This is a genomic window from Marinobacter sp. (assembly GCF_041686475.1).
Lineage (GTDB): Bacteria > Pseudomonadota > Gammaproteobacteria > Pseudomonadales > Oleiphilaceae > Marinobacter.
This window is the reverse complement of sequence record NZ_JAWLDU010000003.1, coordinates 1-24452: the sequence shown is the minus strand read 5'-3', so window position 1 is coordinate 24452 and position 24452 is coordinate 1. Positions and strand designations below refer to the sequence as shown.

Here is a 24452-nt window from a genome sequence, read left to right as displayed (position 1 = left end):
GCCACCTATATAACAATCAACTCGGCCCGCAGAGCGCCGGCCTGCTTGAGTGCTTCCAGAACAGCCATGACATCACCCGGCGCAGCACCTACCTGGTTCACCGCCTGCACAATCTCGTTCAGTGTGACCGCCGGCCCGAACTGGAACATTCTTGCCGGTTCTTCGGTAATCGCGATCTGGGAATCAGGCTCCACCTCTGCGTCTGCATCGGTAAAGGGGTTGGGCTGTTCCACTTCCGGATTCTCTTCGATGGTCACCGTAAGGTTGCCGTGAGTTACAGCAGCCGGACTCACTTTGACGTTTTTCCCGACAACGATGGTGCCGGTGCGGCTGTTAATCACCACCTTGGCAGCTTCCTCTGCGGGATCCACATCGATGTTTTCAAGAATGGAGAGAAAGCTCACTCGCTGGGACGGATCGCGGGGCGCCTTGACCGATACCGCTGTTGCGTCGTGGGCATAGGCCATATCCGGCCCCAGCTGGTCATTAATGGCTTCCACCACCCGGCGGGCGGTGGTGAAATCCGGACGCATCAGGTTGAAGGTGATGGTATCGCCCTTGGTAAAGGGTGACGTCACCTCCTGCTCAATGGTGGCACCGTTGGGTATCCGGCCGACACTGGGCACATTGACCGTGATACGTGAACCGTCTGCCCCCTCTGCACCAAAACCGCCAACCACCAGGCTGCCCTGGGCCATGGCATACACCTGGTCATCAGCACCTTTCAACGGCGTCATCAAGAGCGTGCCGCCCCGTAAGCTGTCAGCGTTGCCGATCGATGACACAGTAATATCCATGTCCTGCCCCGGCTTTGCGAACGGCGGCAGATTGCCGGTAACCGTCACCGCCGCCACATTGGCAAGGTTCGGGTTTACCCCTTGTGGTAGGGTAATGCCGAACTGGTTCATCATGTTGCGGAAGGTCTGGTTGGTGAACGGCGCCTTGTCGCCGGTTCCATCGAGACCCACCACCAGACCGTAACCCACCAGTTGGTTGTCACGCACACCCTTGATGCGAGCCAGGTCCTTCAGGCGATCCGCCAGCACGGGCGCAGCGATCACCGACAGTACCAATACCAGTACCGCGAACCTCAGCATTTTCATAGCGGGAACCACTCACTGTTGAAGAATCGGGCCAGCCAGCCCATCTGATTGGCCTGGTCAAAGTCACCAGTGCCACCGTAGGCGATGCGCGCATCAGCGATGCGATTCGACGCTACGATATTATCCGGGGAAATATCCTGGGGCCGAACCAGACCGGTCAGGCGGATGTATTCATCACCGTTGGTCAGAGACAGCCACTTTTCACCGCGAATGTGCAGAATCCCATTGGGCAGCACTTCTGTCACTGTAACGGTGATATTGCCGTTAAGGCTGTTGCTCTGGTCGGCTTCCGCCTGGCCCTGGAAATCACGTTCCAGATCAATGTCTGTGTCCACGCCAAGGTTGTCCTTGCCCAGAATACGGGGGTCCAGCATGGAAATTTCATTGTCCTTGTTGATGCTGCTTTCGGCGTTCTTGCTGGCCTGGGTGGATTCCTCCAGGGTAACGGTCAGAATATCGCCGACATTCAGTGCGACCGTGTCACCGTAAAGGCTGTAGTTTCTTGATGACTGGTAGATAGCTCCGGACTCCGGATCCCGCTGCATCATGGCCTCGGCCCGAACAGGGGAATAGGCCGGATCATCGGGCATTGCCCGGGGCCGGCTCATGGCAGTACAGCCCTGAAGCACAACCAGCGCCAGGACCACCGCCAGGGTGCCGGCGCCGTGTCGGGCTTCTCTGTTAGAGATAATGGGTGTCATGGTTGCCCCTCCTGCTCGCTGCTGCCGGTTAACCGATATTGTTCGTGATGAACTGCAGCATCTGGTCCGTTGCCGAGACCACTTTCGAGTTCATTTCATAGGCGCGCTGGGTGGTAATCATGTTCACCAGCTCCTCCACAACTTCCACGTTGGAAGCCTCGACCATGCCCTGTTCAACAGTGCCCAGGCCGCCGATACCGGGCTCGCCTTCAGCGGGGTCGCCGCTGGCATTGGTCGCCTTGTACAGGTTGTTACCTATGGCCTGCAGCCCCTGGGGGTTGGTGAAGTCCACCAGCGTGATTTCTCCCAGGTTTACCGGAGCCGCCTGGTCATCAGTCACCGCTGATACCGTTCCGTCCTTGCCAATGGTGACGTTGGTGGCGTTTTCCGGCACGTTGATATTGGGCTCGAGGGTATAACCGTCCGGGTTGACGATATCGCCGTCGGAATTAAGCTGGAACTGACCATCACGGGTGTATGCAATCTGGCCATCCGGCAGCAGTATCTGCATGAATCCGCGGCCGTTTACCGCGAGATCCAGGGGCTGCTCGGTGACTTCCAGGTTACCCTGGGAAAACTGCTTGGCGGTGCCCACGATACGCACACCAGTACCGAGCTGAAGGCCGGACGGCAGCTCCGAGTTCTGGGTATTCAGACCACCGGGTTGCCGGTCGATCTGGTACAGCAGATCCTGAAACACCGCCCTGTCCCGCTTGAAACCGGTGGTGTTCACGTTGGCCAGATTGTTGGAGATGGTGGACATGTTGGTGTCCTGCGCGCTCAACCCGGTTTTGCTGACCCAAAGTGCTGGATGCATGTCATGTACTCCTTGCCGGGGTTGCTTCAATGCGGCTGATTCTTGCCGCTTCCGCACCCATCCGGACGATGTTCAATAGGTTTATCAGAGATTCTGCAACAGTCGTGCCGACGCCTCGGAATTCTGGTTGGCCGTGGTCATTATCTTCACCTGCATCTCGTACTGACGGGACAGTTGCAGGTTGGAAATCATCTCTTCCACGGCGTTAACGTTGGAGCTCTCCAGAAACCCTGAAGCCACCCTCATATCAGCATCCGGGGGCTCCGGGCCATCCAGCGCCTCGTCGGGCTTGCGGCGAATAAAACCGTCTTCACCTTTTTCCAGGGCTCCAGGAGGGGGATTCACCAGCTTCAGACGGTCCACTTCAACCAGCTGGTCCGGCGGGCCACCAACCGGAACAATCGAAATCGTTCCATCCGCACCGATCTGAACATTGTCGAAAGGCGGCAATGCCACCGGGCCACCATTACCCATCACCATCTCTCCGTTGGAGAGCCGCACCAGACCGTTCACATCGATCTGCATGCTGCCGGAACGGGTAAAAACCTCTTCTCCCTGCTGGTTCTGCACCGCCAGCCAGCCATCGCCCTCAACAGCAACGTCCAGCTTGCGGCCGGTATCCTGCAATGCACCGGCGGAAAGATCGGTACCTGGCCGTTCCGCCATGGCGTAGGCACGGGTGGGATGGTGCTCGCCAAATACCGGCATACTGCGCGCCTGGGCGAAATCCCGCTTGAAGCCGGTAGTGCTGACGTTCGCCAGGTTGTTGGCGTGGGCCTGCTGGGAAAGCATGTTCTGCTTGGCGCCGGACATGCCGATATAAAGGGACTTATCCATGGGAAAACTCCTGCCGGAATTTTGACTGCTATCAGTCTTTCCAGTGTTCAAGCAGGAGTTGTGCCATGTTCAGTTTTCAGGATTAGCGGAGGTTGATGATCGTCTGGGTGACGGCATCCGAGGTTTCGATGGTTTTTGCATTAGCCTGATAATTACGCTGTGCAATGATCAGATTAACAAGCTCCTCTGACAGATCCACGTTGGATTCTTCGACGGAACTGGCGTTTATGGAGCCCAGGGTTCCCGTATCCGGAGCGCCGATAATTGGCTGTCCAGACTCGAAAGTTTCCACCCAGGTGGTTTCACCCACTGGAGACAGGCCGTTGGTATTATTGAATGAAGCCAGCGCAACCTGCCCCAGTGACTTGGATTGGCCGTTAGTGTAACGGGCAAACAGCACACCCTCGTCGGAAACATCCAGACCCGACAGCCGGCCGGTTGCATAACCGTTCTGTTGCTGGTCATTCACCCCGAATTCGCTGCCATACTGGGTGGTATTACCCAGGTCCAGGACGAACGCCGAGCTTGTAGGCGGATCCGGAATCGGGGTGGTGATATTGTCTCCTGGAGCCGGCGGGCCATCTGCTCCATTAGGCGCACCGTCAGCATCCTTGGGTGTCCAGTCATCAATCAGGATTTCCCCATTGGGGTCGCCATTCACCGATTGTAGTTCACCGTCCTGGTTAAAACGGGCACGGTGGGGAGTCTCATCCGTTCCGCCAACAAACTCACCATCAATCTGCGTGTAGACCGACCATTCACTGGTACCCACGCCATCACCCGGCGATGGCTGCTTCACATAGAACTGGGTCATATCGTGGGAGTTGCCCAGGCTGTCATAGATGGTCGTGGATGTTGCGTGATTGTATGTACGCTGGTCCAGAGGGTTGAAAGCGTTTATCCGCTGTGGAGCTACGTTAAAAGCCTCTGCAACTGTTGTTGATGTTGAGTCCACACCAGTAACTGTACGGTCGGTATTTATTGAGACAGTGCCTAATGCCGATTCATCAAAGTCAGGGTCCGTAGCGTTTTCATACTCCGCCCGAAGCGTCTCACCCGAGTTGTGCGTAATACTCAGCACGCCATCTTCATCAACCGACGCGGATATCGACTGATCCGATACTTGCCTGATTCTGGATTCAAGCTCATCAACTGTCGTGACCCCATCCAGGTCGATATCTCTTGGCGAACTCTCGTCACCAACCGTCAATCGAAAGGTTGAAAAATCGGCATCCGACATATCACCGACCGGGAGAGACGTCGCAGCCGATGCCGACACTCCGGACGCAGACTGGAGTTTGCCAACGATATCGCTAACAGCCTCATCCGCATCAATATCGATGGTGCTGGACTGACCGTCATACTCAAAGGTAACACTCTCATCCCGCAGATCATCTACGCTCAGCGAGTTCCAGTTTCTCACCTGGCTTTCCAGCACAGACTCGCGGGAATCCAGGTTCAGGTCAGAACGCAGGTTGGTCGTGCGTTTGGGTGCCAGGTTATCGGTTTCGATCTGCAGATCATCCTGAATGCCAGACAGGTTGCCATCATCATCGGCAACAAAACCCTGAACCCGCATGTTCTGATTATTGGTAACAAACCCGTCCTTATCGATGCCAAACTGGCCGGCCCGGGAGTAACGAACCTCACCGCCATTGTTAAGAACAAAAAAGCCGTCGCCGTCGATGGCCATGTCCAGGCCATTGTCGGTGAAGCTGATGTTGCCCTGGCCAAAGGACTGCTTGACGTCCTGGACTCTCACACCGTCACCGATAGGATTGCTCCCGGAACCAAGAAAGCCGCTGGCATAAAGGTCACCAAACTCGGCCTTGCTACCCTTGAACCCAACCGTACTGGCGTTGGATATGTTGTTACCGGTTACATCAAGGTCAACCGATGATGCCCTTAAGCCACTAAGACCTGTGTTGAAAGCCATACTTCACCTCGTGCTGTTTCACCGGTATCAATTGATCTGCTCAACGTCCGACAGGGCGATTGAGCCCATGCCGGCCAGGTTCAGCGTAATATTGCCACCCTTGCCCAGAGAGACGCTGTCCACGTTGGCACTGAGCATGGTGCCTAACTGTTCGGGGCCATCCGGGGTGGAGGCCTCAGCCACTACCTTGTAGGGGCCGGGAGGCAAACTGTTGCCGTTGCCGTCCTTGCCGTCCCAGCTGAAACCTGTAACGCCAGCCTGCTGAGCCCCCATATCAACCTGTCGCACCCGCTCGCCGGCCTGATTTTCGATGGAAATCCTGAGGCTGCCGGTGCTGTTGGGCACTTCCACATTGCCTGTAAGTTCACCGTCGGCACCGAGAATACCCACTGACGACGGTGCCAGAACGGTGCGCCCCACCATGGCGGAAGCCTGGAGTGCCTGGGTGGAGCCGAACTGACCTGCCACATCATCCACACTCTGGGACAGACCCTGCATTTCCTCCAGGGAGCTGAATTGCGCCAGTTGGGAGATGAATTCACCGTTTTCCTGGGGCTCCAGCGGATTCTGGTTCTTGAGCTGGGCAATCATCAGTTCCATGAACTCATTCTTGCCAAGTTCCTCACTTCCCTTGCTACCCTTCTCCTGTTCGAGCTTGTACTTGCTCAGCACATCCGAGGCGTCTGCCGGGTTAATTGCACTCATGATTCAATCCTCGCTCGGTTACTGCTGACCCAGGGTCAGGATGCGCTGCATCATGGATTTGGCGCTGTTCATAATGTCCACGTTCATCTGGAAACCACGAGAGGAGGACATCATGTCTGCCATTTCTTCAACCACATTCACGTTGGGGTAAAACACATAACCCTCTTCGTTGGCTGCGGGATGATCAGGCTGGTATCGCATCTGCAGTTCCGCATCACTCTCAACGATGCCTTCAACCTGAACGCCGGCGCCGGGCCCTTCTTCGCTGCCAAAGGCCTGCTGCTGTGAAGGATTCAGCATGGCTTGCTGAATGGCGGCAAACACCGGTTTGCGCGCGCGGTACGTCTCCTCAGTGCTGGAACTGGCGGTCTCGGCGTTGGCGATGTTGGACGCAGTGGTGTTCAGCCGCAGTGACTGGGCTGTCATGCCGGATCCGGCGATATCGAAAATGCTACCCAGTGACATGGTGTTGCTCCTCAGTTAATTGACTGCGCCCGGATCACTGACCCGAGAGTGCCTTCTTGATACCTGTGACTTTGCCGTTCAGGAACTGGAAACTGGCCTGGTAATCCATGGCGTTACGCATGAAACGGGTCTGCTCCTGCTGGGCATCCACCGTATTGCCGTCTACCGATGGCTGATGCGGCACCCGGTAGAGTAACTCACTGTCCTGGCCCATGGTCGACGTATCCATGTGCGAGTCGTGAGTACGGTTCATGCCGAAGCCACTGTCCATGCCCTCCTGGGCTTTCTGCATCATCGCCTGAAAATCGATATCCCGTGCCTTGTAGCCCGGAGTATCCGCATTGGCGAGATTGTTTGCCAGCACTTCGGCACGCTTTACCCGCCCTTCCAGGGAGTGCTGATGAATGCCTAATGCTTTGTCCAGAGAAATAGCCATAATGCCTCCGATTCCTGCACACGGCGTTGTTCACATTGCCGTTTGTGCGTTATGCAGGAGTAAAAGCAATCACGATGCCAGTTTTCAGGAGTTGTTGCTGGGCGGGGGTTGGAGCGAAGTTATCGGTAATCCGGGCAATAAAGAAACAGGTAAAGCGGCAAGGGATTTCCCCCGCCGCAAGCGGCAGGGGCAAGTGCCGGCAACTACTGTGGCCAGCGCCTGACAAATTCATCGGGATCGGGCCTGGGCACCCCGGGTTTTGTTGAGCTAACGCTACCGGTATAGAGAAACCCGATAATCATTTCATGGTCCGCCAGCCCAAGGCCTTTCGCGATACCCGGATTATAAGCCAGGCTACCGGTGCGCCACATACCACCAAAGCCTGCAGCCTCCAAGGCCAGCAGCAAATAACCCATGCCAACAGCAGCTGACATGGTCTGCTCGACTTCAGGTACTTTCGGGTGTGCCTGATGAGAGGTAATACCCACAATAACCATCGGTGCCCTCAAGGGGTTCTGGCGAAGCTTTTCCCGCGCCTTTTCCGGGGCATCGTCATCGCAGGTAGAGGCAAACAGTTCCCCCAGCGCCGTCAGGGCTTCCTCGCCCTCGATAACGAGATAGCGCCAGGGGCGCAAAAGCGCATGGTCCGGTGCCCTGGCAGCACAGGCGAAGGCCTTGTCCAGTGTTTCCGAATCCGGGGCAGGCGCGGTCAGGCGTGGTTCGGAAGATCGGTTCAACAATGCATCGATTACTGCAGTCATAGTGTCTCGCTGTAGTCGGGGTACACCGGCACTGCCGGGCTGAATATCCCTTACGAATTGTGGGACAAATGTATTACTGTTAGTCTTTAGTATAAGTAATTTCCACGATGAACCCGTACTTATCTACCCTAAAAACGATAAATGAACCGGTAGACGTTTTATGAGCCAACAACAACGCGTCTGCTTCTGCGCGGACTCGCCCCCGATATGATGAGCGCACCAGTAGACCTGCGTAACGCCAGTTCCAGTGCCAGCAAAGCCGGTTTACTGGACTCCCAGAACAACCCGATTGCCATTCCCCCCATGCCGGATTATAGCGGCAGGATTCTGGCGTACACAGCGACTGCAGGCATTATTGTCTCTGGCATTCTGCAGGATGTGTTCGGCCTCTGGACGCTATGGCTGCTGGCCGGTGCCCTCACCTGGCCCCACATCGCCCATCAGCTCACCCGCCGCACTTTTCTGCGTAACTCCACCCGCATCCGTCAAAAAATTCTGTTGGTGGACTGCGCCATCGGTGGCGGATTTGTCGGCTGCATCGGGCTGATCGCCGTCCCTTCTGTCGCTGTCGTGCTGATGCTGATGTTCAGTTGCCTGATCATTGGTGGCATCCGCCAGTGGCTGTTCGGCACGGTGATCATGGCGGCCAGCTGTGCCGCGGGCGTAGTCATCGTTGGCCCTGCAGATTCGTTCCAGTCGCCCATGCTCACCAGTATTGTTGCCATACTGGCTACAGGGCTGTACATCTGCGTTACCGCCTTCTATTCCCATCAACAGGCCCGGGCACTGATGATGGCAAAAACCCAGATCCAGAATCAACGGGAACAGTCTATCGCCCTGTCCCAAAAACTGTCCAAGTACCTCTCACCCCAGGTGTGGCAGTCCATCTTTACCGGCGAGCGGGATGTGCGCCTGGAAACCCAGCGCAAAAAGCTGGCAGTGTTCTTCTCCGACATCAAGGGCTTTACCGAACTGTCCGAGGAAATGGAACCCGAGGCCCTGACCGAGCTGCTGAACCACTACTTCAATGAGATGTCCGAGGTGGCCCTCAAGTACGGCGGCACCATCGACAAGTTTGTTGGCGATTCCATCATGATCTTCTTTGGGGACCCCACCAGTCGTGGCCAGAAAGAGGATGCCTTCGCCTGCGTATCCATGGCAGTGGAAATGCGCAAGCACATGAAGATCATGCGCCAGAAATGGCGTAGCCAGGGCATCAAGACACCGCTTGAGATACGCATGGGAATCAGTACCGGCTATACCACGGTGGGCAACTTCGGCGCGGAAAACCGCATGGACTACACCATCATCGGCAAGGAAGTGAACCTGGCCAGCCGCCTGGAATCCCTCGCCGAGCCCGGCGAAATACTTATCTCCTACGAAACCTTCTCGCTGATCAAAGACCGCATCATGTGCCGCGACAAGGGTGAGATAACCGTGAAAGGTTTCGGCCGCCCGGTGCCTATCTACGAGGTTGTCGACTTCCGCCGTGACATGGGGCCCAACCGCAGCTTCCTGGAGCATGAGCACAGCGGCTTTGCCATGTACCTGGACTCGGAAAAAATCACCGAGCGGGAACGCGAGTCGATTCTTTGTGCGTTGGAGGACGCCGCGGAGCGCCTGCGCCAGGAAAAGGGTTCCTGACCGGTCTTTCCCTTACTGCCTGATCAACCTTGGCCCGGCGGCGTCTTCCGGTTGAGTGCTGCGCCATGGATTGATATCCAGCCCGCCCCGACGCGTATATCTTGCGCACACGGATAGGTGCTGCGGCTGGCAGCGCGCCATCAGGTCCGTGAACAGGGTTTCCACGCAGTGTTCATGAAAGTCCTGCTTCTGGCGAAAGCTCACGATGTACCTGAGAAGCCCCGCGCGATCCAATTGCGAACCGGTATAGTCGATCAGCACCGTGGCCCAGTCCGGCTGGCCGGTGACCGGGCAGTTGCTCTTCAGCAGATGTGAGCAAAGCTTTTCCGAAACCACGTCGCCACTGGTGGCGAGCGCATCCGGGTTATAGTCATAACCCACGGACGCCAGTTCCTCATCATCAATCAGTACAAACCCTTCCGGCCGGCCAACGGCTCTCGCCCCCTGGTCGACACTGTGCAGATCCACACTCACAGAGGCTCCACTGGCGCTGGAAAGGTCCCGGAAAATAACATCCCTGACCTGCTCCACCGAAGAGAAAACTGTCTGGTTGAGGGAGTTCAGATACAGCTTGAGGGACTTGGACTCAACGATCGCCGGCGAGGCCGAAGGCACACGGATTTCCGCCCATGCCACGGCAGGAACACCACCCGGCCGGAGCCAGGAAATTTCCCAGGCCTGCCACAGGTCTTCACCGAACCAGGGCCAGCGGCCATCGTCCAGGCCAATGCGTCGGCGGTTCTCTTCCCGCGGAACGGGAAACAGCAGTTGCGGATCGTATGCATCCGGGTAGTCGCTGGATTTGCCCAGCGGGGCATCAATAAGGGCCATGATCAATCCTGGAACCAGACATCAGTGACGAATACCCTTGCCGCGCGCCAGCATGCGCAGGGAAATGGCAGACAGAATGGCAATAAACATCAGAATCATACCAAGGGCAACGTATGGATTGACATCCGACACCCCTAGAATGCCATAGCGGAACGCATTCACCATGTAGAGAATCGGGTTGATCATCGAAACGCCCTGCCAGAAACCCGGCAGCATATCGATGGAATAGAACACACCGCCCAGGTACGTCAGCGGTGTCAGCACAAACGTCGGTACGATGGAAATGTCATCAAACTTGGTTGCCAGCATGGCGTTGATAAAGCCACCCAGAGAGAACAGGGCCGAGGTCAGGAACACCGTCAGGATCACCATAGGCAGGTGATGAATCGACAGCTGCGTGAAGCCCAGCGACAGCAGCGTCACAATCAGGCCGATACCCAGCCCCCGCGACATGCCACCGGTGACATAGCCCGCCAGAATTATCCAGTTGGGCACGGGAGAGACCAGCAGCTCCTCAATGCTTCGCTGAAACTTCATGGAGAAGAACGACGACACCACATTGGCATAGGAGCTGGTGATCACCGCCATCATAATCAGCCCGGGAACAATGAACGACATATAGTCGAAGCCACCCATCGCCCCGATACGAGAGCCGATCAGGTTACCGAAAATAATGAAATACAGCGTCATGGTGACCGCCGGTGGTAACAGAGTTTGCGGCCATATCCGCATGAACCGACGTATTTCCCGGGTCACGATGGTCTTGTAGGCGGTCAGCATCGCGTCCGTTCTCATGCGGTTTCTCCCTGTTTCGCAACACTGGTGTTGTTGTCCTCCACCATGCGAACAAACAGCTCCTCCAGCCGGTTGGCCTTGGTACGCATGCTGACCACGCGAATACCCTGGTTTTCAAGCTGAATAAACATACCGTTCAGGCTCTGGCCTTTCTGCACATCCACGACCAGTGCACCCTCGTCATCAAGGTGGTTGTAGAAACCATCAAGTTCCGGCGCTTTTTCCAGCGGCTTGGCAGTATCCAGCACAAAGGTTTCCGAGCTCAGCTGCTGCAACAGTTCCTTCTTGCTGGTATTCCGCAGAATGCGACCATGATCAATGATCGCAATGTTGCGGCACAGGGCTTCCGCCTCTTCCAGGTAGTGAGTAGTGAGAATAATGGTGGTGCCCCGGCGGTTCATTGCCTCCAGGAAAGTCCACATGGAGCGACGCAACTCGATATCCACCCCCGCCGTGGGCTCATCCAGGATCAACAGCTTCGGCTCGTGAACCAGCGCCCGGGCAATCATCAGCCGCCGCTTCATACCACCGGACAGCATCATCGCCGGGGTGTCCCGTTTGTCCCACAGCCCGAGTTGGCGCAGATACTTTTCAGCAGACTCCGACGCCTTCTTCAACGGAATGCCGTAGTAGCCGGCCTGGGTGGTGACGATATCAAACACTTTCTCGAACTGGTTGAAGTTGAACTCCTGGGGTACAACGCCCAGGTTCAGCTTGGCATCGGAAAGATGGGTGTCGATGTCGGATCCGAATACACGCACCTTGCCGGCACTCTTGTTCACCAGGGAACAGACAATGCCAAGTGTGGTGGACTTACCAGCGCCATTGGGGCCGAGCAGCGCGAAGAAATCACCTTCGGCCACGTGCAGATCAATACCCTTAAGGGCCCGAAAGCCGTCGCCATAGGTCTTGACCAGACCTTCAATCTCAAGTGCGTTGGTCATAATGAATCCACGGGAACAAAAAAACAGATAGCTATAAGTTGTGGCCCGGAAAGAAAAATTCAAGTGGCCGTGCAGAGGCGGTGCAAAATCACTAAAACCCCAAACTGCGACAGGTTTCCCGATATGCCAGAAGGGGCTTCCTTATAATGCCGGTTACAACAACTTACGCGAGCTTGATGCCATCAGCACCCAGCTGGCCAACCGTTACTTCCTGGATGATGACGTCGTGGAATTCCAGGCCTCTGATACCGCCATCAAAACCGTCCGGGTACGGAAAATTGCCGGCAAACCCCGGTTGGCAAACATCGAGTCCATCAGCACACGTTGAGTATTTTGTTGCAGGTGAATCAGGGGGGGGGGGTCGGAACTGCTGGTCAACTTCCGCCCGGAAGATACCTATCGCTGGGTTAAAAAACAGCTTCGGGTGATTATCGAATAAACCAAAGCGCTGGCGCCATCAGGCGCCAACGATCCGCGACAGGCTCCAGCGGGATTCGGCACCGGTTACATCGTAGTGCTCGGGATGAAGCCCTTCCGTGCCATATGGCAGGCACTCCGCTATGGTCAGGGCCTCATGGGCGCTGCGACTTTCGTTGTACTTCGCCAGATCCAGAATCCGGGCAGAGCGCAGGGGCTGATGTGCGCGATCTGTCATCACCATCACCTTCGGCCACAGACGTCGCTCGGGTGTGTGGGAAACAACGATACCGCGCTGGCCGTCCGTGAGCTCAACCAGGCTGCCAGTCGGGTAGATGCCGATAGCCTGGATAAACTGCTCGGCCAGGTATTCCTGGAACTCGATGTTGCGCATTTCATAAAGCAGATTAACCGCACGGGCAGGTGTCATCGGCTCGCCAGCATCGCGGGGGCCAATCAGAGTCTCGAAGTACTCTGCCAACCCGGCAACCTTGGCCAGCAATGGAATTCTGTCGCCCCGGACACCTTCCGGGAAGCCGGAGCCGTTATGGCGCTCGCGGTGCCCCTGGACAACGCTGATAACAGCCCTGGACACTCCTGTGTCCACCAGCTTCGCAACACCTTTTTCAACGTACGTACGGTAGATGACAAAATCATCGGCATCCAGCTTGCCCTCGTTCACGAGGATGCTATCAGGAAGGTCCAGTTTACCGATCTGCGACAACAGGCAGCCCAGCCCCAGGTGGTTCAACAGGCCTTCGTTCAGGCCAAGCTGACGCCCGCATACCAGGGCCCAGACAGCCGTGTTCAGTGAGTGTCGGTAGGTATAGTCGTCATGGTGCCGTGTCCGGCTAAGCCATAGCAGCGCATCGGGGTTACGAATCGCACTGGCGACCATTTGCCGGGTCACCGTGGCCACTTCGCGAAGGTCCGGTGCATCGCCGTGATTGACGGCGTCAAAAACCCGATGAAGAGAGGCTTCGGCGTCCATCATTACCTTCCTGGACATCTTGAGCTCTTTCTTCATGGTGGTCACGTTTTCGTAGCTTACCGGCTCCTTGATGCTCAGCGGGGGCAGATGTACCACTTCGCGGTTGTTGCCCGTGCGCCTGGCATTGCCGGCGAATGCTCGGTTGCCTGGTTTGTGCTGTTCAACGCTGTCGCGAGTTTCCGCAACATCGATAACAACCCACTTGCAGTAGGAAACCAGGGAACGAACGTCGTCCTGGGAGCGGATATGGAAACCCTGGATCGGAAACGGTGTCTGGTGCCACGGGCGATCGAGATCAGACACAAACATGCCGATTTCAAGATCGTGGACAGCTATCTTCTTTTGGCGGACTCCCACGGGACACCTCTACACGTGTACGAATCGATAATCACTATTGTGACGCGCCCCGCGCCAGAGTCCATTACATTTTTGTAGTGCAAAGTAACCCGAAAGCGACAGGGGGTAACCAAAACTATCAACGGGAAACAAAGTGTAGCAATGTGACAACCCTCACAATTAAACAGATTGTCAGAAAACTATTGGTCGCTTTCACAGACACCATCATCCAGCGCCGGAGGCCTCGAATCGAGCCGCCCGCGCGGCGTCTTGCGGCTGTAGATGGTATAAGGCACCGAAGATGCCCGGATATATTCGATGTTCTCGCTGTTGTCGCCACGGGCCAGCACATCATCGCCCGTTTCTCCGCAGGCGCGAATTCCCTCACCACATCCGGCCTGGCTCGCCCCGTCGTGGCTGTAATAGGAAGCGCAACCACTCAGAAGGAATGGCATAAAAGCAAAGGAAAGATATAAAGCACGGTGCAATCTGCGGCTCTTCATGTTCATAACATCCGTGTTACTGGTCTGCGAACTGCAGCCCGAATCCGTCATTGGTCTTGCGCACCACCACCATATCCAGAACCGGGGCAGGCACCGGCAGGCCCTGCACCTGAACCTGGACCCTGTCGCCAATTGATGGTGTAAACGGCTCGGTATCAACCACCACAAAAACACCGCCGTCGGATATATCCCTGGTCGAGAACACGAACTCACCAAGCGCTTCATGAGTCACGCGGACCTTCGCACTCATTGCCGTGCGGTTGTGTACTCTGCGATCATTCCCAACCATAGTCTGTGTTCCCACCACTTTTTGCATAGTTTTTATAGTCTTCCGAAGCATAGCACCATTTTTAAAAGAATATGCATCAGTGTATTGACACCCGGCTGAATAGAAATGAGAGTGGTTGCTGTTCTTAAACATTGCTGAATCTCAATACAGGTCAGCAAGCCATCGCTTAATCGAACTACAGGAAGATATAACATGCGTCCGAAACTTGTCGCTGTCGCCGTGGCCGCTGCCTGCGCCCTGCCTCTCCAGGCCAGTGCCGATGGAGAAGTTAACATCTACTCCTACCGCCAGGCCTATCTGCTGGAACCTCTTCTCAATGCTTTTAAAGAAGAAACCGGTATCGAAACCAACGTGGTGTTTGCCAAGAAAGGCCTGGCAGAGCGCCTGGAGCGCGAAGGCCGCAACAGCCCCGCCGACCTGGTAATGACAGTGGATATCTCCCGCCTCAACGAACTGGTTGAGCGTGACCTGGTGCAAAGCCTCGGCAATGACACCCTCGATCAGAACATTCCGGAAAACCTCCGCCACCCGGAAGGCAAGTGGTATGCGCTGACTACCCGTGGCCGCCTGATCTTTGCCTCCAAAGAGCGTGTTGAAGAAGGCGAGATCACCACCTACGAAGACCTGGCAGACGATAAGTGGAACGATCGCATCTGCACGCGTAGCGGCAAGCACCCCTACAACGTTGCCCTGTTCTCATCGATGATCGCTCACCACGGCGAGGAAGAGGCCGAGGAATGGCTCTCAGGCCTGAAAGACAATCTGGCCCGCAAACCTCAGGGTGGCGACCGCGACCAGATCAAGGCGATCAACGCTGGTGAATGTGACATTGCCATCGGCAACAGCTACTACTACGGCAACATGCTGAACGACGAGAACCAGCGTGAACAGGCAGAGTCTGTGCGCCTGGTATTTCCCAATGCCGACGGGCGTGGCACCCACATCAACATCAGCGGCATTGCACTCACCAACAGTGCACCGAACCGTGACAACGCCGTTCGCCTGATGGAGTTCCTGTCCACGCCGAAGGCCCAACAGATCTACGCCGAGGCCAACACAGAGTACCCGGCCAACCCCAGCGTTGAGCCATCCGGTATTGTCGCCGAGTGGGGCGAAATCAATCCGGATAACCTTTCGCTGCAGGATATTGCCGAAAACCGCAACACTGCAGTGCGGATGGTGGATCGCGTCGATTACGACAACTAAGTGCTTCACGCCAAAAAAGCCGGGACGTTGGTCCCGGCTTTTTTGTACAATCCCGGCCCTGTATTTTCATGAACCCGAAGGGCACCTATGACCGAGGCCATTACCGCTGACCAGACCGGAGCTGTCATCCCCCTGCTGGCCAAGCGGACCTCGAAGCGCTGGTTGATCTCCGCAGCACTTACCACGGCCATAGTGGTACTTCCGGTTCTGTCTGTGATAATCCTTGCACTGTTTCCCGAAGAAAACATCTGGCCCCACCTGCTGGACACCACCCTTCCCCGGTACCTGACGACCACTCTCAAGCTGATGGCCGGCGTTGCCGTGATTACCCTGACTATCGGCCTTGCTACCGCCTGGACCGTAACCATGTGCGAGTTCCCCGGGCGCAAATTTTTCGAGTGGGCCATGCTGCTGCCCTTTGCGGTACCGGCTTACGTTATTGCCTATGTATACACCAGCCTGCTGGACTATGCCGGGCCCGTGCAGACCACCCTGAGGGGATGGTTCGGCTGGAACAATGCTGCTGACTACTGGTTCCCGGAAATCCGCAGCCTGGAGGGGGCCACGCTGATGATCGGCCTGGTGCTCTACCCCTACGTATACCTTCTGGCACGGGCTGCGTTTCTGGATCAGTCGCCGTCACTGTTTGCTGTCAGCCGCAGTCTGGGCCATTCGGCACTGAGCACCTTTTTCAGGGTGATGCTGCCCATAGCCCGCCCGGCCGTCGCCGTCGGCTTGTCGCTGGTGATGATGGAAACACTGAACGATTTCGGCACCGTGGACTTCTTCGCCGTACAGACACTTACAGCGGGCCTGTTCGACACCTGGATGAACCTGGGCAACCTGGGTGGTGCCGCGCAGATCGCCACCACCATGCTGGCCTTCGTGGTGATCCTTGTCACTCTTGAGCGCTATTCCAGGCGCAAGCAGCAGCAGTTCGCGGCACGGGACAACCGCGGCCCGATCCACCGCTTCACAATGTCTTTCCCGCGGCAGCTAATCTGCGTGGCTGTGTGCGCGCTGCCGGTCATTCTTGGCTTCCTGTTACCGGCCATCACCCTCGGCCAGTACGCCTGGGAATATTTTGATGAGAGCTGGAACACCGACTTCATCCGCAACACCCTAAACAGTCTGTTCCTGTCCGGTACCGCTGCCCTGACAACACTGGTAATCGGCGTCACCCTGGCCTACAGCCGGCGGCTGCACAACACCCGGGGGATGCAGATCATGATGCGGCTCTCCAGCCTGGGCTATGCCATGCCCGGTGCCGTGCTGGCGGTGGGGGTGATTGTGCCCCTGGCGGCCTTCGATAACCAGGTGGATGACATCATGCGGGACACCTTCGGCGTCAGCAGCGGGTTGCTGCTGAGCGGCTCGGCGTTCGCGCTTATCTTCGCCTATACCGTACGTTTCCTTGCCGTATCAGCCGGCAGTGTGGAAAGTGCACTGCAGAAGATCACCCCGAGCATGGACATGGCGTCCCGGTCCCTGGGCCATACGCCCGGGCAGACACTGGTAAAGGTGCATCTCCCGATGCTTCGGGGCACCCTGATAACTGCCGCTCTGGTAGTGTTTGTGGACGTGATGAAGGAGTTGCCGGCCACCCTGATACTGAGGCCGTTCAACTTTGAGACTCTGGCCACTTACGTGTACCAGTTCGCCTCGGACGAGCGACTGGCACAAAGTGCCCTGCCGGCACTGATTATTGTGCTCGCCGGCATCATCCCGATTATTCTGATGAGCAAGTCCATCTCTGGCACCCGCTCCATAAGCTGATGTCTTTCAACAGCTGGCAGCCTGCTAGATAACCGGCCTGGAACGGGCGTCCTGAACCACGAAGCGGCCCTGGAATACAGCCACCGGCTCACTGAGCGGTTCCATCGACGGCTGACCGCAGTAAACCTCGGCAATCAGAGACAAACGCCCCTTGCCGTGGCGCGCCAGGCTCTTGCGGAAGCGGTCGGGAATCTCGCCACCGGGAAGGCGGCAGAGGGCATAGAAATCACCGTCTACCGGTTCGATATGCTCGATTTCACCAACCTGTATCACCACGTTGCCGGCCAGCCCGAGATCAGACAGAACCAGTTCAACCAGGCCCCAGGCGGAAATCACTGCGACGGAATACACGCTGCCCCCGAAACCTGTGCCCTGATGATTATGGTTGGGTTCAAGGGGAGCGCGGATCAGCAGTGCGTGGCCATCATAGGAAAGTAATTCCACCCCCAACGCTTCCGAGAGCGGAATCATGCTGTGAATGCGTTTCTGAAACCGGGCTAACTGAGTCATATTCCCTCCTGAATATGACGTCAGTTTATGCCCGTTAAGGCACTTTCCCTATGCGACTAACGTCGGTTTACTGCCAGATGACAGGCTGACGTTTGGCGTACCAGCTATCGACCTTTTCACCGTAGGCATCCTCAACCACATTGCGCTTGAGCTTCAGCGTGGGGGTCAGGAAACTGTTCTCAATGGACCATTCGTCACTGACCACGGTAATAAACGCCAGTTGCTCGTGAGGATCCACCGTCTTGTTCACATCGGCGATCAGCTGCTTGAAGCTTTCCTCGATTTCCTGACGGAAGGCCTCATCGGCCATCTTCGGGCGAATCTCCTCGCCCAGCATCACCAGCGCATGGGGCTGGGTCTGGTTGGCACCGGACACACACACCATCTCGATGGCCTCGTGAGACATCAGGCGGTTCTCGATGGGCGCCGGGGCAATGTACTTACCCTTGCTGGTCTTGAAGATCTCCTTGATGCGGCCGGTGATCTTCAGGCGCCCCATCTCGTCAAGTTCGCCCTTGTCGCCGGTCTTCAGGAAGCCGTTTTCTGTGAAGGTTTCGCGGGTTTTCTCTTCATCCTTGTAGTAACCCGTCATGGTGGCCGGGCTCTTGACCAGGATCTCGCCCTCGTCGGAGATCTTCACCTCCACGCCAGGCAGGGCTTCACCCACATAACCGGTGCGTGAACGGCCGGGCTTGTTCATGTGGGAGTACGCAAAGTTCTCGGACATGCCGTAGCCTTCCAGTAGCTCCAGCCCCAGGTTGCGATACCAGTCCAGCACATCGTGGGACAGCGGTGCAGACCCACTGCCGGCCAGCTTGACCTTGTCCAGGCCCAGCCCTTTGAGCACTTTCTTCTTGATCACCCGGTTCAGCAGCGGAATCTTCAGCAGCTTCTCCAGCTTTTCTTTCGGCAGCTTCTGCAGCACACCGTGCTGGAACTTCACCCAGAGGCGCGGAACCGAGAGGAACAACGTGGGCTGTGCACGCTGCAGATCCTGCACGAACGTATCCAGCGATTGGGCAAAATACAGCTGGAAGCCGGCATACAGGGAAGCCAGTTCCACAAAGGTGCGCTCAAATACGTGAGCAAGTGGCAGATAGGACAGCATGCGTTCTTTGGACCCGACTTTCAGCACTTCCATACCGCCCTCGGCGGCAAACGCCATATTGCCGAAGCTCAGCATCACACCCTTGGGACGACCGGTACTGCCCGAGGTGTAGACAATGGTGGCCAGTTCATCGGGATCACGGCGGGTGTTTTCCTCAAGCGGAGGGAACTTGCCAATGATGTCATCCCAGGTTTCGAAGTCATTGGGTGGGCTCAAAGGATAGGACACACAACGCACGCTCTCCGGCACTCCGGATTTCATCATATCCCAGTCGTCGAGCTTGCCGACAAACAGAACCTCGCACCCACTGTGGCCCAGAATGTAGTTCACCGTATCTGCGTTCAGCGTGGGATACAGCGGCACGGAAATATGGCCCGCCATCCAGATAGCCCAGTCAGACATGATCCACTGGGCACAGTTCTTGGAGATAATCCCCACCCGGCTCTTTTCCGGCAGGTTCAGGGATTTCAGGTAGGAAGCCATGCGGCGTGCTTCGTCCACAGCCCGCTTCCAGGTGTACTCGACGACTTCGCCATCGCCGACAGGCTGGATCATATAAAGGGAGTCCGCTTTCGCGGTTTCCCAATGATAGACCATATCCAGGGGGAGTTTGTTGGTGGTGTCCATGGACCTTCCTTGCAGTATGTTATTTGAGTTATCGGGATTCTTTTTGTAAGGGGTTTTGCGTATTCGACTTTAGTAGACTATTTCAACACATCATCGGCCGTCAAAACGTGATGTAAATAAAACTATTCTCTTTCATGAACGGCCTGACCGCAGGTTTCGCCCCTGAATTTAATCATTAAGGTACCTTCCCCTACTCCGCAAGCCAATAGCCTGTGATAAACTCCCGCCCCATTATTAAACGGGCGTTCGACAGTCAGACGACACCCAGGTCGCGCCACACATTCTGAACTGACTCGGGAGACCGGCTTATGGCCAACAGATTTCTGCGTACGCTGCTAGGCACCGCTCTGCTGGCACTGGCTGCCACGGCTTACGGCGGTGACCAGCGGGTGATAGCCATCACCCAGATTGTAGAACATCCGGCGCTGGACGCGGTGTACCAGGGAGCCAGGGACCAGCTGGAAGAACAGGGTTATAAGGACGGCGACAACGTGCGCATCATGCACGAAAGTGCCCAGGGCAACTCTGCAATTGCCTCACAGATTGCCCGCAAGTTCGTGGGCGAAGGCCCGGACGTGATCGTTGCCATCGCCACGCCGTCTGCGCAGACCATGGCGGCCGCTGCCCGCAATACCCCGGTGGTATTCTCCGCAGTAACTGACCCGGTGGGCGCCAAGCTTGTGAAAAGCCTTGAAGCCCCTGGCGCCAACATCACTGGTGTAACCGACATGCTGCCCATCGAGCGCCACCTGGACCTCCTCGAGCGAGTGGTTCCCGATGCCAAGCGCATTGGCACTGTCTATAACCCGGGTGAAGCCAACGCCGTGGCACTGGTCGAGTTACTGGAAGAGCGCCTGGAAGCCCGCGATATGGAACTGGTCAAAGCTGCCGCCACCAAAACCTCAGAAGTGCTGGGCGCCGCCCGCTCCCTGGTGGACAAGGCCGACGCCATCTACCTGACCACCGACAACACCGTGATCAGCGCAGTGGAAGCCGTCATTTCGGTGGGTGAGCGCGCCAAAATCCCCGTCTTTGCCGCAGACACCGCCACTGTCAACCGTGGTGCCGTTGCTGCACTTGGCTTTGACTACTACGATCTCGGTCGCCAGACCGGCGGCATGGTGACGCGCATTCTTGAAGGCGCCGACCCGGGGGAAATGGACGTGGAATCGGTCGACACCCTCGATCTGTTTGTCAATCCCGCTGCCGCAGAGCGTATGGGCATTACCCTTTCTGATGACCTGATCAGCGAAGCCAAAGAAGTCGTAAACAGCGACAAGTAACACACTGTTGACGGGCTGCCCCACAAGGGCGGCCCGTTTCCAATTACGGTGAACCTATCCCATGCTCAGTAATATCGCCTTTTACGGTGCGGTTGAGACCGGTCTTATCTACGGCCTGGTCGCCTTCGGTATCTACATCTCGTTTCGTGTGCTCGATTTTCCGGACCTGACAGTGGACGGCAGCTTCCCCCTCGGTGCCGCCGTTGCCGCCATGCTGATTATTGAAGGCTTCAACCCCTGGCTGGCTACCGGCGCCGCCGTAATTGCCGGCATGGGCGCCGGTGCGGTTACCGCCCTTCTTAACGTCAAGCTCAATATCCTCAACCTGTTGGCCTCCATCCTCACCATGATCGCGTTGTATTCAGTAAACCTGCGCATCATGGGCCGGCCCAATGTTGCCCTGTTGTCGGAAGAAACCGTGCTTACGCCCTGGTACAACCTGGACCTGGAATACCACCAGGTGCCGGTGGTGCTGTTTACCATTGTGGTGCTGGTGGGCCTGGTGCTGTTATGGCGCTTCATGAAATCGGAAACCGGCCTGGCCATGCGCGCCACCGGTGCCAACCCCAGAATGGCCCGGGCCCAGGGCATTGCCACTGGAGCCATGATCGTTCTGGGTGTTGCCCTGTCCAACGGCCTGGTAGGGCTGGCGGGTGCGCTGTTCGCCCAAAGCCAGGGCGCAGCCGACGTCACCATGGGGGTGGGTGTCATCGTTATCGGCCTGGCCTCACTGATTGGCGGTGAAGCCGTGCTCACACCTTCGACGGTCGTGCGGGCCCTGATCGCCTGTGTGATCGGCGCCATCATCTACCGGCTGGCGATTGCCCTGGCACTGAATGCAGACTTCCTGGGGCTGCAGTCCCAGGACCTGAATCTGATCACCGCCGTGCTGGTCACCCTGGCTATTGTACTGCCGGGTGTGCGCACGTCCGTTGCCGCGCGGTTGACCCGCAACAAGGCCTGAAGGGGGAAACATGATTACAGCAACCGATCTGAAACTGACCTTCGGCAAGGGAACGCCCCTGGAAAATCCCGCCCTGCGCGGCATGAGCCTGACCGTCAACCAGGGTGAATTCGTTACCGTTATCGGCAGCAACGGCGCCGGCAAATCCACCTTCCTCAACGCCCTCGCCGGCGAAGTAATGGTGGACAGCGGCAAAATTATCGTGGACAACCAGGACGTCACCAAACTGCCCACCTACAAGCGGGCGGGCCGTGTGGCACGGGTCTTCCAGGACCCACTGGCCGGCACCTGCGAAGGCCTGAGCATCGAGGAAAACCTGGCACTGGCGATCAAACGCGGCCAGCGACGCGGCCTCAGCTCCGCGGTCAAGGCCCGTTACATGGACCAGTTCAAAAGCAGCCTGGCCTCGCTCAACCTGGGTCTGGAAAACCGCCTGGGCGACAAGATGGGCCTGCTTTCCGGTGGCCAGCGCCAGGCCGTCAGCCTGCTGATGGCCAGCCTGACACCTTCTGCCATCCTGTTGTTGGACGAACACACCGCGGCACTGGACCCGAAAACGGCCGCTTTCGTGCTGGATCTGACCACACAGATCATTGAGGAACAGAAACTCACTGCCCTGATGGTTACCCACAGCATGAAACAGGCGCTGGAAGTCGGCGACCGCACGGTGATGTTGCACCAGGGCCAGGTGGTCTTCGATATTGCCGGCAAGGACCGGGAAGGCCTGGAAGTGAAGGACCTGCTGGAGCTGTTCGAGAAACAGCGCGGACTGGAAATTACCGACGACAGTCTTCTGCTGGGTTAACCCCATCTCCGCGGGGGAAGGACGGAACCTTCCCGCCCCGGCCAACCTTTTTCAGAATCACCGCCGCACAATTTTTAACCACAACATCTAGTGGTTTCTGGCAAAATCGCCCAACGCTGCGTTTTGACAGGCATTTCCCGATTTTCAAGTATTCCGCCATTGATTTTCTTACGCTTTCAGCGGGAGTCTATAGTTGACTTCTTATTCACAGAACACTATATCCTGTTATACTCATAAGGAATTCACCCATATATGGGGTTTCCCGGCCAGACAGGCACAAAGTGCAACACAAGAGACCGGGCAGTGAATACAGGGTGGGACTCTTTCCTGAAACCCGCCACCAAGCCCTCTCCCGGGCGACATGGCGGGTAATACGAACACCAGATCTAGTGTTTACCGGATCTGAAGCAAGACAGCCTCCCGGGCTGCGCACACTCTGACGAAACACATTGGGTATGGCCGGCTGCGGTTTGCAACGGTCATTAACAGAAATACCGGACATCCGAGGGTAGCAATGAACGCTAAAGCACAGGCCGTGATAACAACAATTCCAATGCAGGAAGCTTCGCTGGACATCTGGAACAGCAAGTACCAACTCAAAACCAAGACCGGTGAACCGGTCGACAAGGACATCGAAGCGACCTACACCCGTGTAGCAACTGCCCTCGCCGAAGTGGAAAACAAGGCCGACCGCGCCAAACACATGAAAGAGTTCGCCTGGGCCCTGCGCCATGGCGCCATTCCAGCCGGCCGTATCACCTCCAATGCCGGCGCGGAAGCTCACAAACCGGCCACCTCCACCATTAACTGCACTGTATCCGGCTCCGTTCAGGATTCCATGAACGACATCCTGGAGAAAAACCACGAAGCCGGCCTGACCCTGAAAGCGGGCTGCGGCATCGGTTACGAGTTCTCTACCCTGCGTCCGAAAGGTGCCTACGTCGCCGGCGCCGGTGCCACCACCTCCGGCCCGCTGTCGTTCATGGATATCTTCGACCGCATGTGTTTCACCGTGTCTTCTGCCGGTGGCCGCCGTGGTGCCCAGATGGCGACGTTCGACGTGCACCACCCGGATGTAATCGACTTCATCCAGGCCAAGCGTGAAGACGGCCGCCTGCGCCAGTTCAACCTGTCGCTGCTGATCACCGAAGACTTCATCGAAGCCGTACGCAACAACGACGACTGGCACCTGTCTTTCCCGGTTACCGAGAAAGAAGCTGCTGACGAAGGCCTGGACCTGAACGACGCCAGCCAGTTTGTCTACCGCGACTTCCCGATCCAGAAAGGCTACGTGGTAAACGGCGAAGGCAAGGTGGCGTGCAAGATCTACCGCACCCTGAAAGCCCAGTTCATCTGGGACACCATCATGACCAGCACCTATGACTACGCCGAACCGGGTTTCATCCTGATCGACAAGGTCAACCAGATGAACAACAACTGGTTCTGCGAAGACATCCGCGCCACCAACCCCTGTGGCGAGCAGCCCCTGCCCCCGTATGGCAGCTGCCTGCTGGGCTCCGTTAACCTGACCATGTTCGTGGACTACCCGTTCACCGACAAGGCCAGCTTCAACTATGAGAAGTACCGCAAGGTGGTAGGCATCTTCACGCGCATGCTGGACAACGTGGTGGAAATCAACGGCCTGCCGCTGGAAGAACAGCG

Annotated in this window: 24 protein-coding genes; 7 read left to right on the top strand and 17 right to left on the bottom strand. The window is 56.9% G+C overall.

Annotated elements, in window-relative coordinates; genetic code table 11:
• Nucleotides 1-5 precede the first annotated feature (5 nt).
• From ACESMB_RS01315 to ACESMB_RS01275, 9 genes are all read right to left on the bottom strand, one after another.
• The gene (locus tag ACESMB_RS01315) at nt 6-1103 is read right to left on the bottom strand and encodes a flagellar basal body P-ring protein FlgI (RefSeq protein WP_372970761.1); all 1098 of its coding nucleotides are present in this window, start codon (nt 1101-1103) and stop codon (nt 6-8) included.
• On the bottom strand, nt 1100-1804 hold the full coding sequence (gene flgH, locus ACESMB_RS01310; protein ID WP_372970760.1) for a flagellar basal body L-ring protein FlgH: 705 nt from the start codon (nt 1802-1804) through the stop codon (nt 1100-1102). The genes ACESMB_RS01315 and flgH overlap by 4 nt, the downstream gene beginning before the upstream one ends.
• Before the next feature lie 28 nt (nt 1805-1832).
• Nucleotides 1833-2621, bottom strand: coding sequence for a flagellar basal-body rod protein FlgG (flgG, locus tag ACESMB_RS01305; protein ID WP_372970759.1), 789 nt, complete (start codon nt 2619-2621; stop codon nt 1833-1835).
• Nucleotides 2622-2705: 84 nt separating this feature from the next.
• Complete coding sequence (locus ACESMB_RS01300; RefSeq protein WP_372970758.1) at nt 2706-3458, bottom strand: flagellar basal body rod protein FlgF; 753 nt, start codon at nt 3456-3458, stop codon at nt 2706-2708.
• An 82-nt stretch (nt 3459-3540) separates the two neighbouring features.
• Nucleotides 3541-5394 carry a flagellar hook protein FlgE gene (locus tag ACESMB_RS01295; RefSeq protein WP_372926731.1) on the bottom strand — a complete coding sequence of 618 codons (1854 nt, stop codon included), beginning with the start codon at nt 5392-5394 and terminating at the stop codon, nt 3541-3543.
• Between the two features lie 27 nt (nt 5395-5421).
• Nucleotides 5422-6099, bottom strand: a complete 678-nt coding sequence (locus tag ACESMB_RS01290) for a flagellar hook assembly protein FlgD (protein ID WP_372926732.1) — start codon at nt 6097-6099, stop codon at nt 5422-5424.
• Between the two features lie 18 nt (nt 6100-6117).
• Nucleotides 6118-6564, bottom strand: a complete 447-nt coding sequence (gene flgC, locus ACESMB_RS01285; RefSeq protein ID WP_372926733.1) for a flagellar basal body rod protein FlgC — start codon at nt 6562-6564, stop codon at nt 6118-6120.
• A 34-nt stretch (nt 6565-6598) separates the two neighbouring features.
• The gene (flgB, locus tag ACESMB_RS01280) at nt 6599-7000 is read right to left on the bottom strand and encodes a flagellar basal body rod protein FlgB (protein WP_372970757.1); all 402 of its coding nucleotides are present in this window, start codon (nt 6998-7000) and stop codon (nt 6599-6601) included.
• Between the two features lie 203 nt (nt 7001-7203).
• A complete protein-coding gene (locus ACESMB_RS01275) occupies nt 7204-7761 on the bottom strand; it encodes a nitroreductase family protein (RefSeq protein WP_372926735.1) in 558 nt (185 codons plus the stop codon).
• Between the two features lie 207 nt (nt 7762-7968).
• Here ACESMB_RS01275 and ACESMB_RS01270 point away from each other — a divergent pair, with 207 nt between their 5' ends.
• Nucleotides 7969-9405, top strand: a complete 1437-nt coding sequence (locus ACESMB_RS01270; protein WP_372926736.1) for an adenylate/guanylate cyclase domain-containing protein — start codon at nt 7969-7971, stop codon at nt 9403-9405.
• Between the two features lie 12 nt (nt 9406-9417).
• Here ACESMB_RS01270 and queF read toward each other — a convergent pair whose 3' ends face one another.
• From queF to ACESMB_RS01240, 6 genes are all read right to left on the bottom strand, one after another.
• Nucleotides 9418-10236 (bottom strand): NADPH-dependent 7-cyano-7-deazaguanine reductase QueF, encoded by an 819-nt coding sequence (queF, locus tag ACESMB_RS01265; RefSeq protein ID WP_372926737.1) that lies wholly within the window; start codon nt 10234-10236, stop codon nt 9418-9420.
• A gap of 21 nt (nt 10237-10257) precedes the next feature.
• On the bottom strand, nt 10258-11031 hold the full coding sequence (locus ACESMB_RS01260; protein WP_372926738.1) for an ABC transporter permease: 774 nt from the start codon (nt 11029-11031) through the stop codon (nt 10258-10260).
• Entirely contained in the window at nt 11028-11975 is a 948-nt protein-coding gene (locus ACESMB_RS01255) for an ABC transporter ATP-binding protein (RefSeq protein WP_372926739.1), read from the bottom strand. The genes ACESMB_RS01260 and ACESMB_RS01255 overlap by 4 nt, the downstream gene beginning before the upstream one ends.
• Nucleotides 11976-12432: 457 nt before the next feature.
• A complete protein-coding gene (locus ACESMB_RS01250) occupies nt 12433-13740 on the bottom strand; it encodes an HD-GYP domain-containing protein (RefSeq protein ID WP_372970756.1) in 1308 nt (435 codons plus the stop codon).
• 179 nt (nt 13741-13919) lie between these two features.
• On the bottom strand, nt 13920-14222 hold the full coding sequence (locus ACESMB_RS01245; protein ID WP_372926741.1) for a hypothetical protein: 303 nt from the start codon (nt 14220-14222) through the stop codon (nt 13920-13922).
• A 16-nt stretch (nt 14223-14238) separates the two neighbouring features.
• Entirely contained in the window at nt 14239-14511 is a 273-nt protein-coding gene (locus ACESMB_RS01240) for a PilZ domain-containing protein (RefSeq protein ID WP_372926742.1), read from the bottom strand.
• Between the two features lie 192 nt (nt 14512-14703).
• Here ACESMB_RS01240 and ACESMB_RS01235 point away from each other — a divergent pair, with 192 nt between their 5' ends.
• Nucleotides 14704-15717, top strand: coding sequence for a Fe(3+) ABC transporter substrate-binding protein (locus ACESMB_RS01235; RefSeq protein ID WP_372926743.1), 1014 nt, complete (start codon nt 14704-14706; stop codon nt 15715-15717).
• 87 nt (nt 15718-15804) lie between these two features.
• Entirely contained in the window at nt 15805-17493 is a 1689-nt protein-coding gene (locus tag ACESMB_RS01230; protein WP_372970755.1) for an ABC transporter permease, read from the top strand.
• A 24-nt stretch (nt 17494-17517) separates the two neighbouring features.
• Here the strand turns inward: ACESMB_RS01230 and ACESMB_RS01225 are convergent, their stop codons facing one another.
• The gene (locus tag ACESMB_RS01225) at nt 17518-18003 is read right to left on the bottom strand and encodes a thioesterase domain-containing protein (RefSeq protein WP_372926745.1); all 486 of its coding nucleotides are present in this window, start codon (nt 18001-18003) and stop codon (nt 17518-17520) included.
• Nucleotides 18004-18070: 67 nt separating this feature from the next.
• Entirely contained in the window at nt 18071-19738 is a 1668-nt protein-coding gene (locus ACESMB_RS01220; protein ID WP_372970754.1) for an AMP-binding protein, read from the bottom strand.
• A gap of 308 nt (nt 19739-20046) precedes the next feature.
• Between ACESMB_RS01220 and ACESMB_RS01215 the strand changes: the two genes are divergently transcribed.
• From ACESMB_RS01215 to ACESMB_RS01200, 4 genes are all read left to right on the top strand, one after another.
• Nucleotides 20047-21021 (top strand): ABC transporter substrate-binding protein, encoded by a 975-nt coding sequence (locus tag ACESMB_RS01215; RefSeq protein ID WP_372970753.1) that lies wholly within the window; start codon nt 20047-20049, stop codon nt 21019-21021.
• 61 nt (nt 21022-21082) lie between these two features.
• Nucleotides 21083-21985: an ABC transporter permease gene (locus tag ACESMB_RS01210; protein ID WP_372970752.1), complete on the top strand. Its 903-nt coding sequence runs from the start codon at nt 21083-21085 to the stop codon at nt 21983-21985.
• A 10-nt stretch (nt 21986-21995) separates the two neighbouring features.
• Entirely contained in the window at nt 21996-22790 is a 795-nt protein-coding gene (locus ACESMB_RS01205; RefSeq protein ID WP_372926749.1) for an ABC transporter ATP-binding protein, read from the top strand.
• Nucleotides 22791-23304: 514 nt separating this feature from the next.
• A partial coding sequence (locus ACESMB_RS01200) for a ribonucleotide reductase N-terminal alpha domain-containing protein (protein ID WP_372970751.1) occupies nt 23305-24452 on the top strand: 1148 nt, incomplete at its 3' end.

Excerpts from the sequence above, each read along its gene's own strand:
- ACESMB_RS01315 (WP_372970761.1), bottom strand. The coding sequence starts at position 1,103 with ATGAAAATGCTGAGGTTCGCGGTACTGGTATTGGTACTGTCGGTGATC.
- flgH (WP_372970760.1), bottom strand. The coding sequence starts at position 1,804 with ATGACACCCATTATCTCTAACAGAGAAGCCCGACACGGCGCCGGCACC.
- flgG (WP_372970759.1), bottom strand. The coding sequence starts at position 2,621 with ATGCATCCAGCACTTTGGGTCAGCAAAACCGGGTTGAGCGCGCAGGAC.
- ACESMB_RS01300 (WP_372970758.1), bottom strand. The coding sequence starts at position 3,458 with ATGGATAAGTCCCTTTATATCGGCATGTCCGGCGCCAAGCAGAACATG.
- ACESMB_RS01295 (WP_372926731.1), bottom strand. The coding sequence starts at position 5,394 with ATGGCTTTCAACACAGGTCTTAGTGGCTTAAGGGCATCATCGGTTGAC.
- ACESMB_RS01290 (WP_372926732.1), bottom strand. The coding sequence starts at position 6,099 with ATGAGTGCAATTAACCCGGCAGACGCCTCGGATGTGCTGAGCAAGTAC.
- flgC (WP_372926733.1), bottom strand. The coding sequence starts at position 6,564 with ATGTCACTGGGTAGCATTTTCGATATCGCCGGATCCGGCATGACAGCC.
- flgB (WP_372970757.1), bottom strand. The coding sequence starts at position 7,000 with ATGGCTATTTCTCTGGACAAAGCATTAGGCATTCATCAGCACTCCCTG.
- ACESMB_RS01275 (WP_372926735.1), bottom strand. The coding sequence starts at position 7,761 with ATGACTGCAGTAATCGATGCATTGTTGAACCGATCTTCCGAACCACGC.
- ACESMB_RS01270 (WP_372926736.1), top strand. The coding sequence starts at position 7,969 with ATGATGAGCGCACCAGTAGACCTGCGTAACGCCAGTTCCAGTGCCAGC.
- queF (WP_372926737.1), bottom strand. The coding sequence starts at position 10,236 with ATGGCCCTTATTGATGCCCCGCTGGGCAAATCCAGCGACTACCCGGAT.
- ACESMB_RS01260 (WP_372926738.1), bottom strand. The coding sequence starts at position 11,031 with ATGAGAACGGACGCGATGCTGACCGCCTACAAGACCATCGTGACCCGG.
- ACESMB_RS01255 (WP_372926739.1), bottom strand. The coding sequence starts at position 11,975 with ATGACCAACGCACTTGAGATTGAAGGTCTGGTCAAGACCTATGGCGAC.
- ACESMB_RS01245 (WP_372926741.1), bottom strand. The coding sequence starts at position 14,222 with ATGAAGAGCCGCAGATTGCACCGTGCTTTATATCTTTCCTTTGCTTTT.
- ACESMB_RS01240 (WP_372926742.1), bottom strand. The coding sequence starts at position 14,511 with ATGGTTGGGAATGATCGCAGAGTACACAACCGCACGGCAATGAGTGCG.
- ACESMB_RS01235 (WP_372926743.1), top strand. The coding sequence starts at position 14,704 with ATGCGTCCGAAACTTGTCGCTGTCGCCGTGGCCGCTGCCTGCGCCCTG.
- ACESMB_RS01230 (WP_372970755.1), top strand. The coding sequence starts at position 15,805 with ATGACCGAGGCCATTACCGCTGACCAGACCGGAGCTGTCATCCCCCTG.
- ACESMB_RS01225 (WP_372926745.1), bottom strand. The coding sequence starts at position 18,003 with ATGACTCAGTTAGCCCGGTTTCAGAAACGCATTCACAGCATGATTCCG.
- ACESMB_RS01220 (WP_372970754.1), bottom strand. The coding sequence starts at position 19,738 with ATGGACACCACCAACAAACTCCCCCTGGATATGGTCTATCATTGGGAA.
- ACESMB_RS01215 (WP_372970753.1), top strand. The coding sequence starts at position 20,047 with ATGGCCAACAGATTTCTGCGTACGCTGCTAGGCACCGCTCTGCTGGCA.
- ACESMB_RS01210 (WP_372970752.1), top strand. The coding sequence starts at position 21,083 with ATGCTCAGTAATATCGCCTTTTACGGTGCGGTTGAGACCGGTCTTATC.
- ACESMB_RS01205 (WP_372926749.1), top strand. The coding sequence starts at position 21,996 with ATGATTACAGCAACCGATCTGAAACTGACCTTCGGCAAGGGAACGCCC.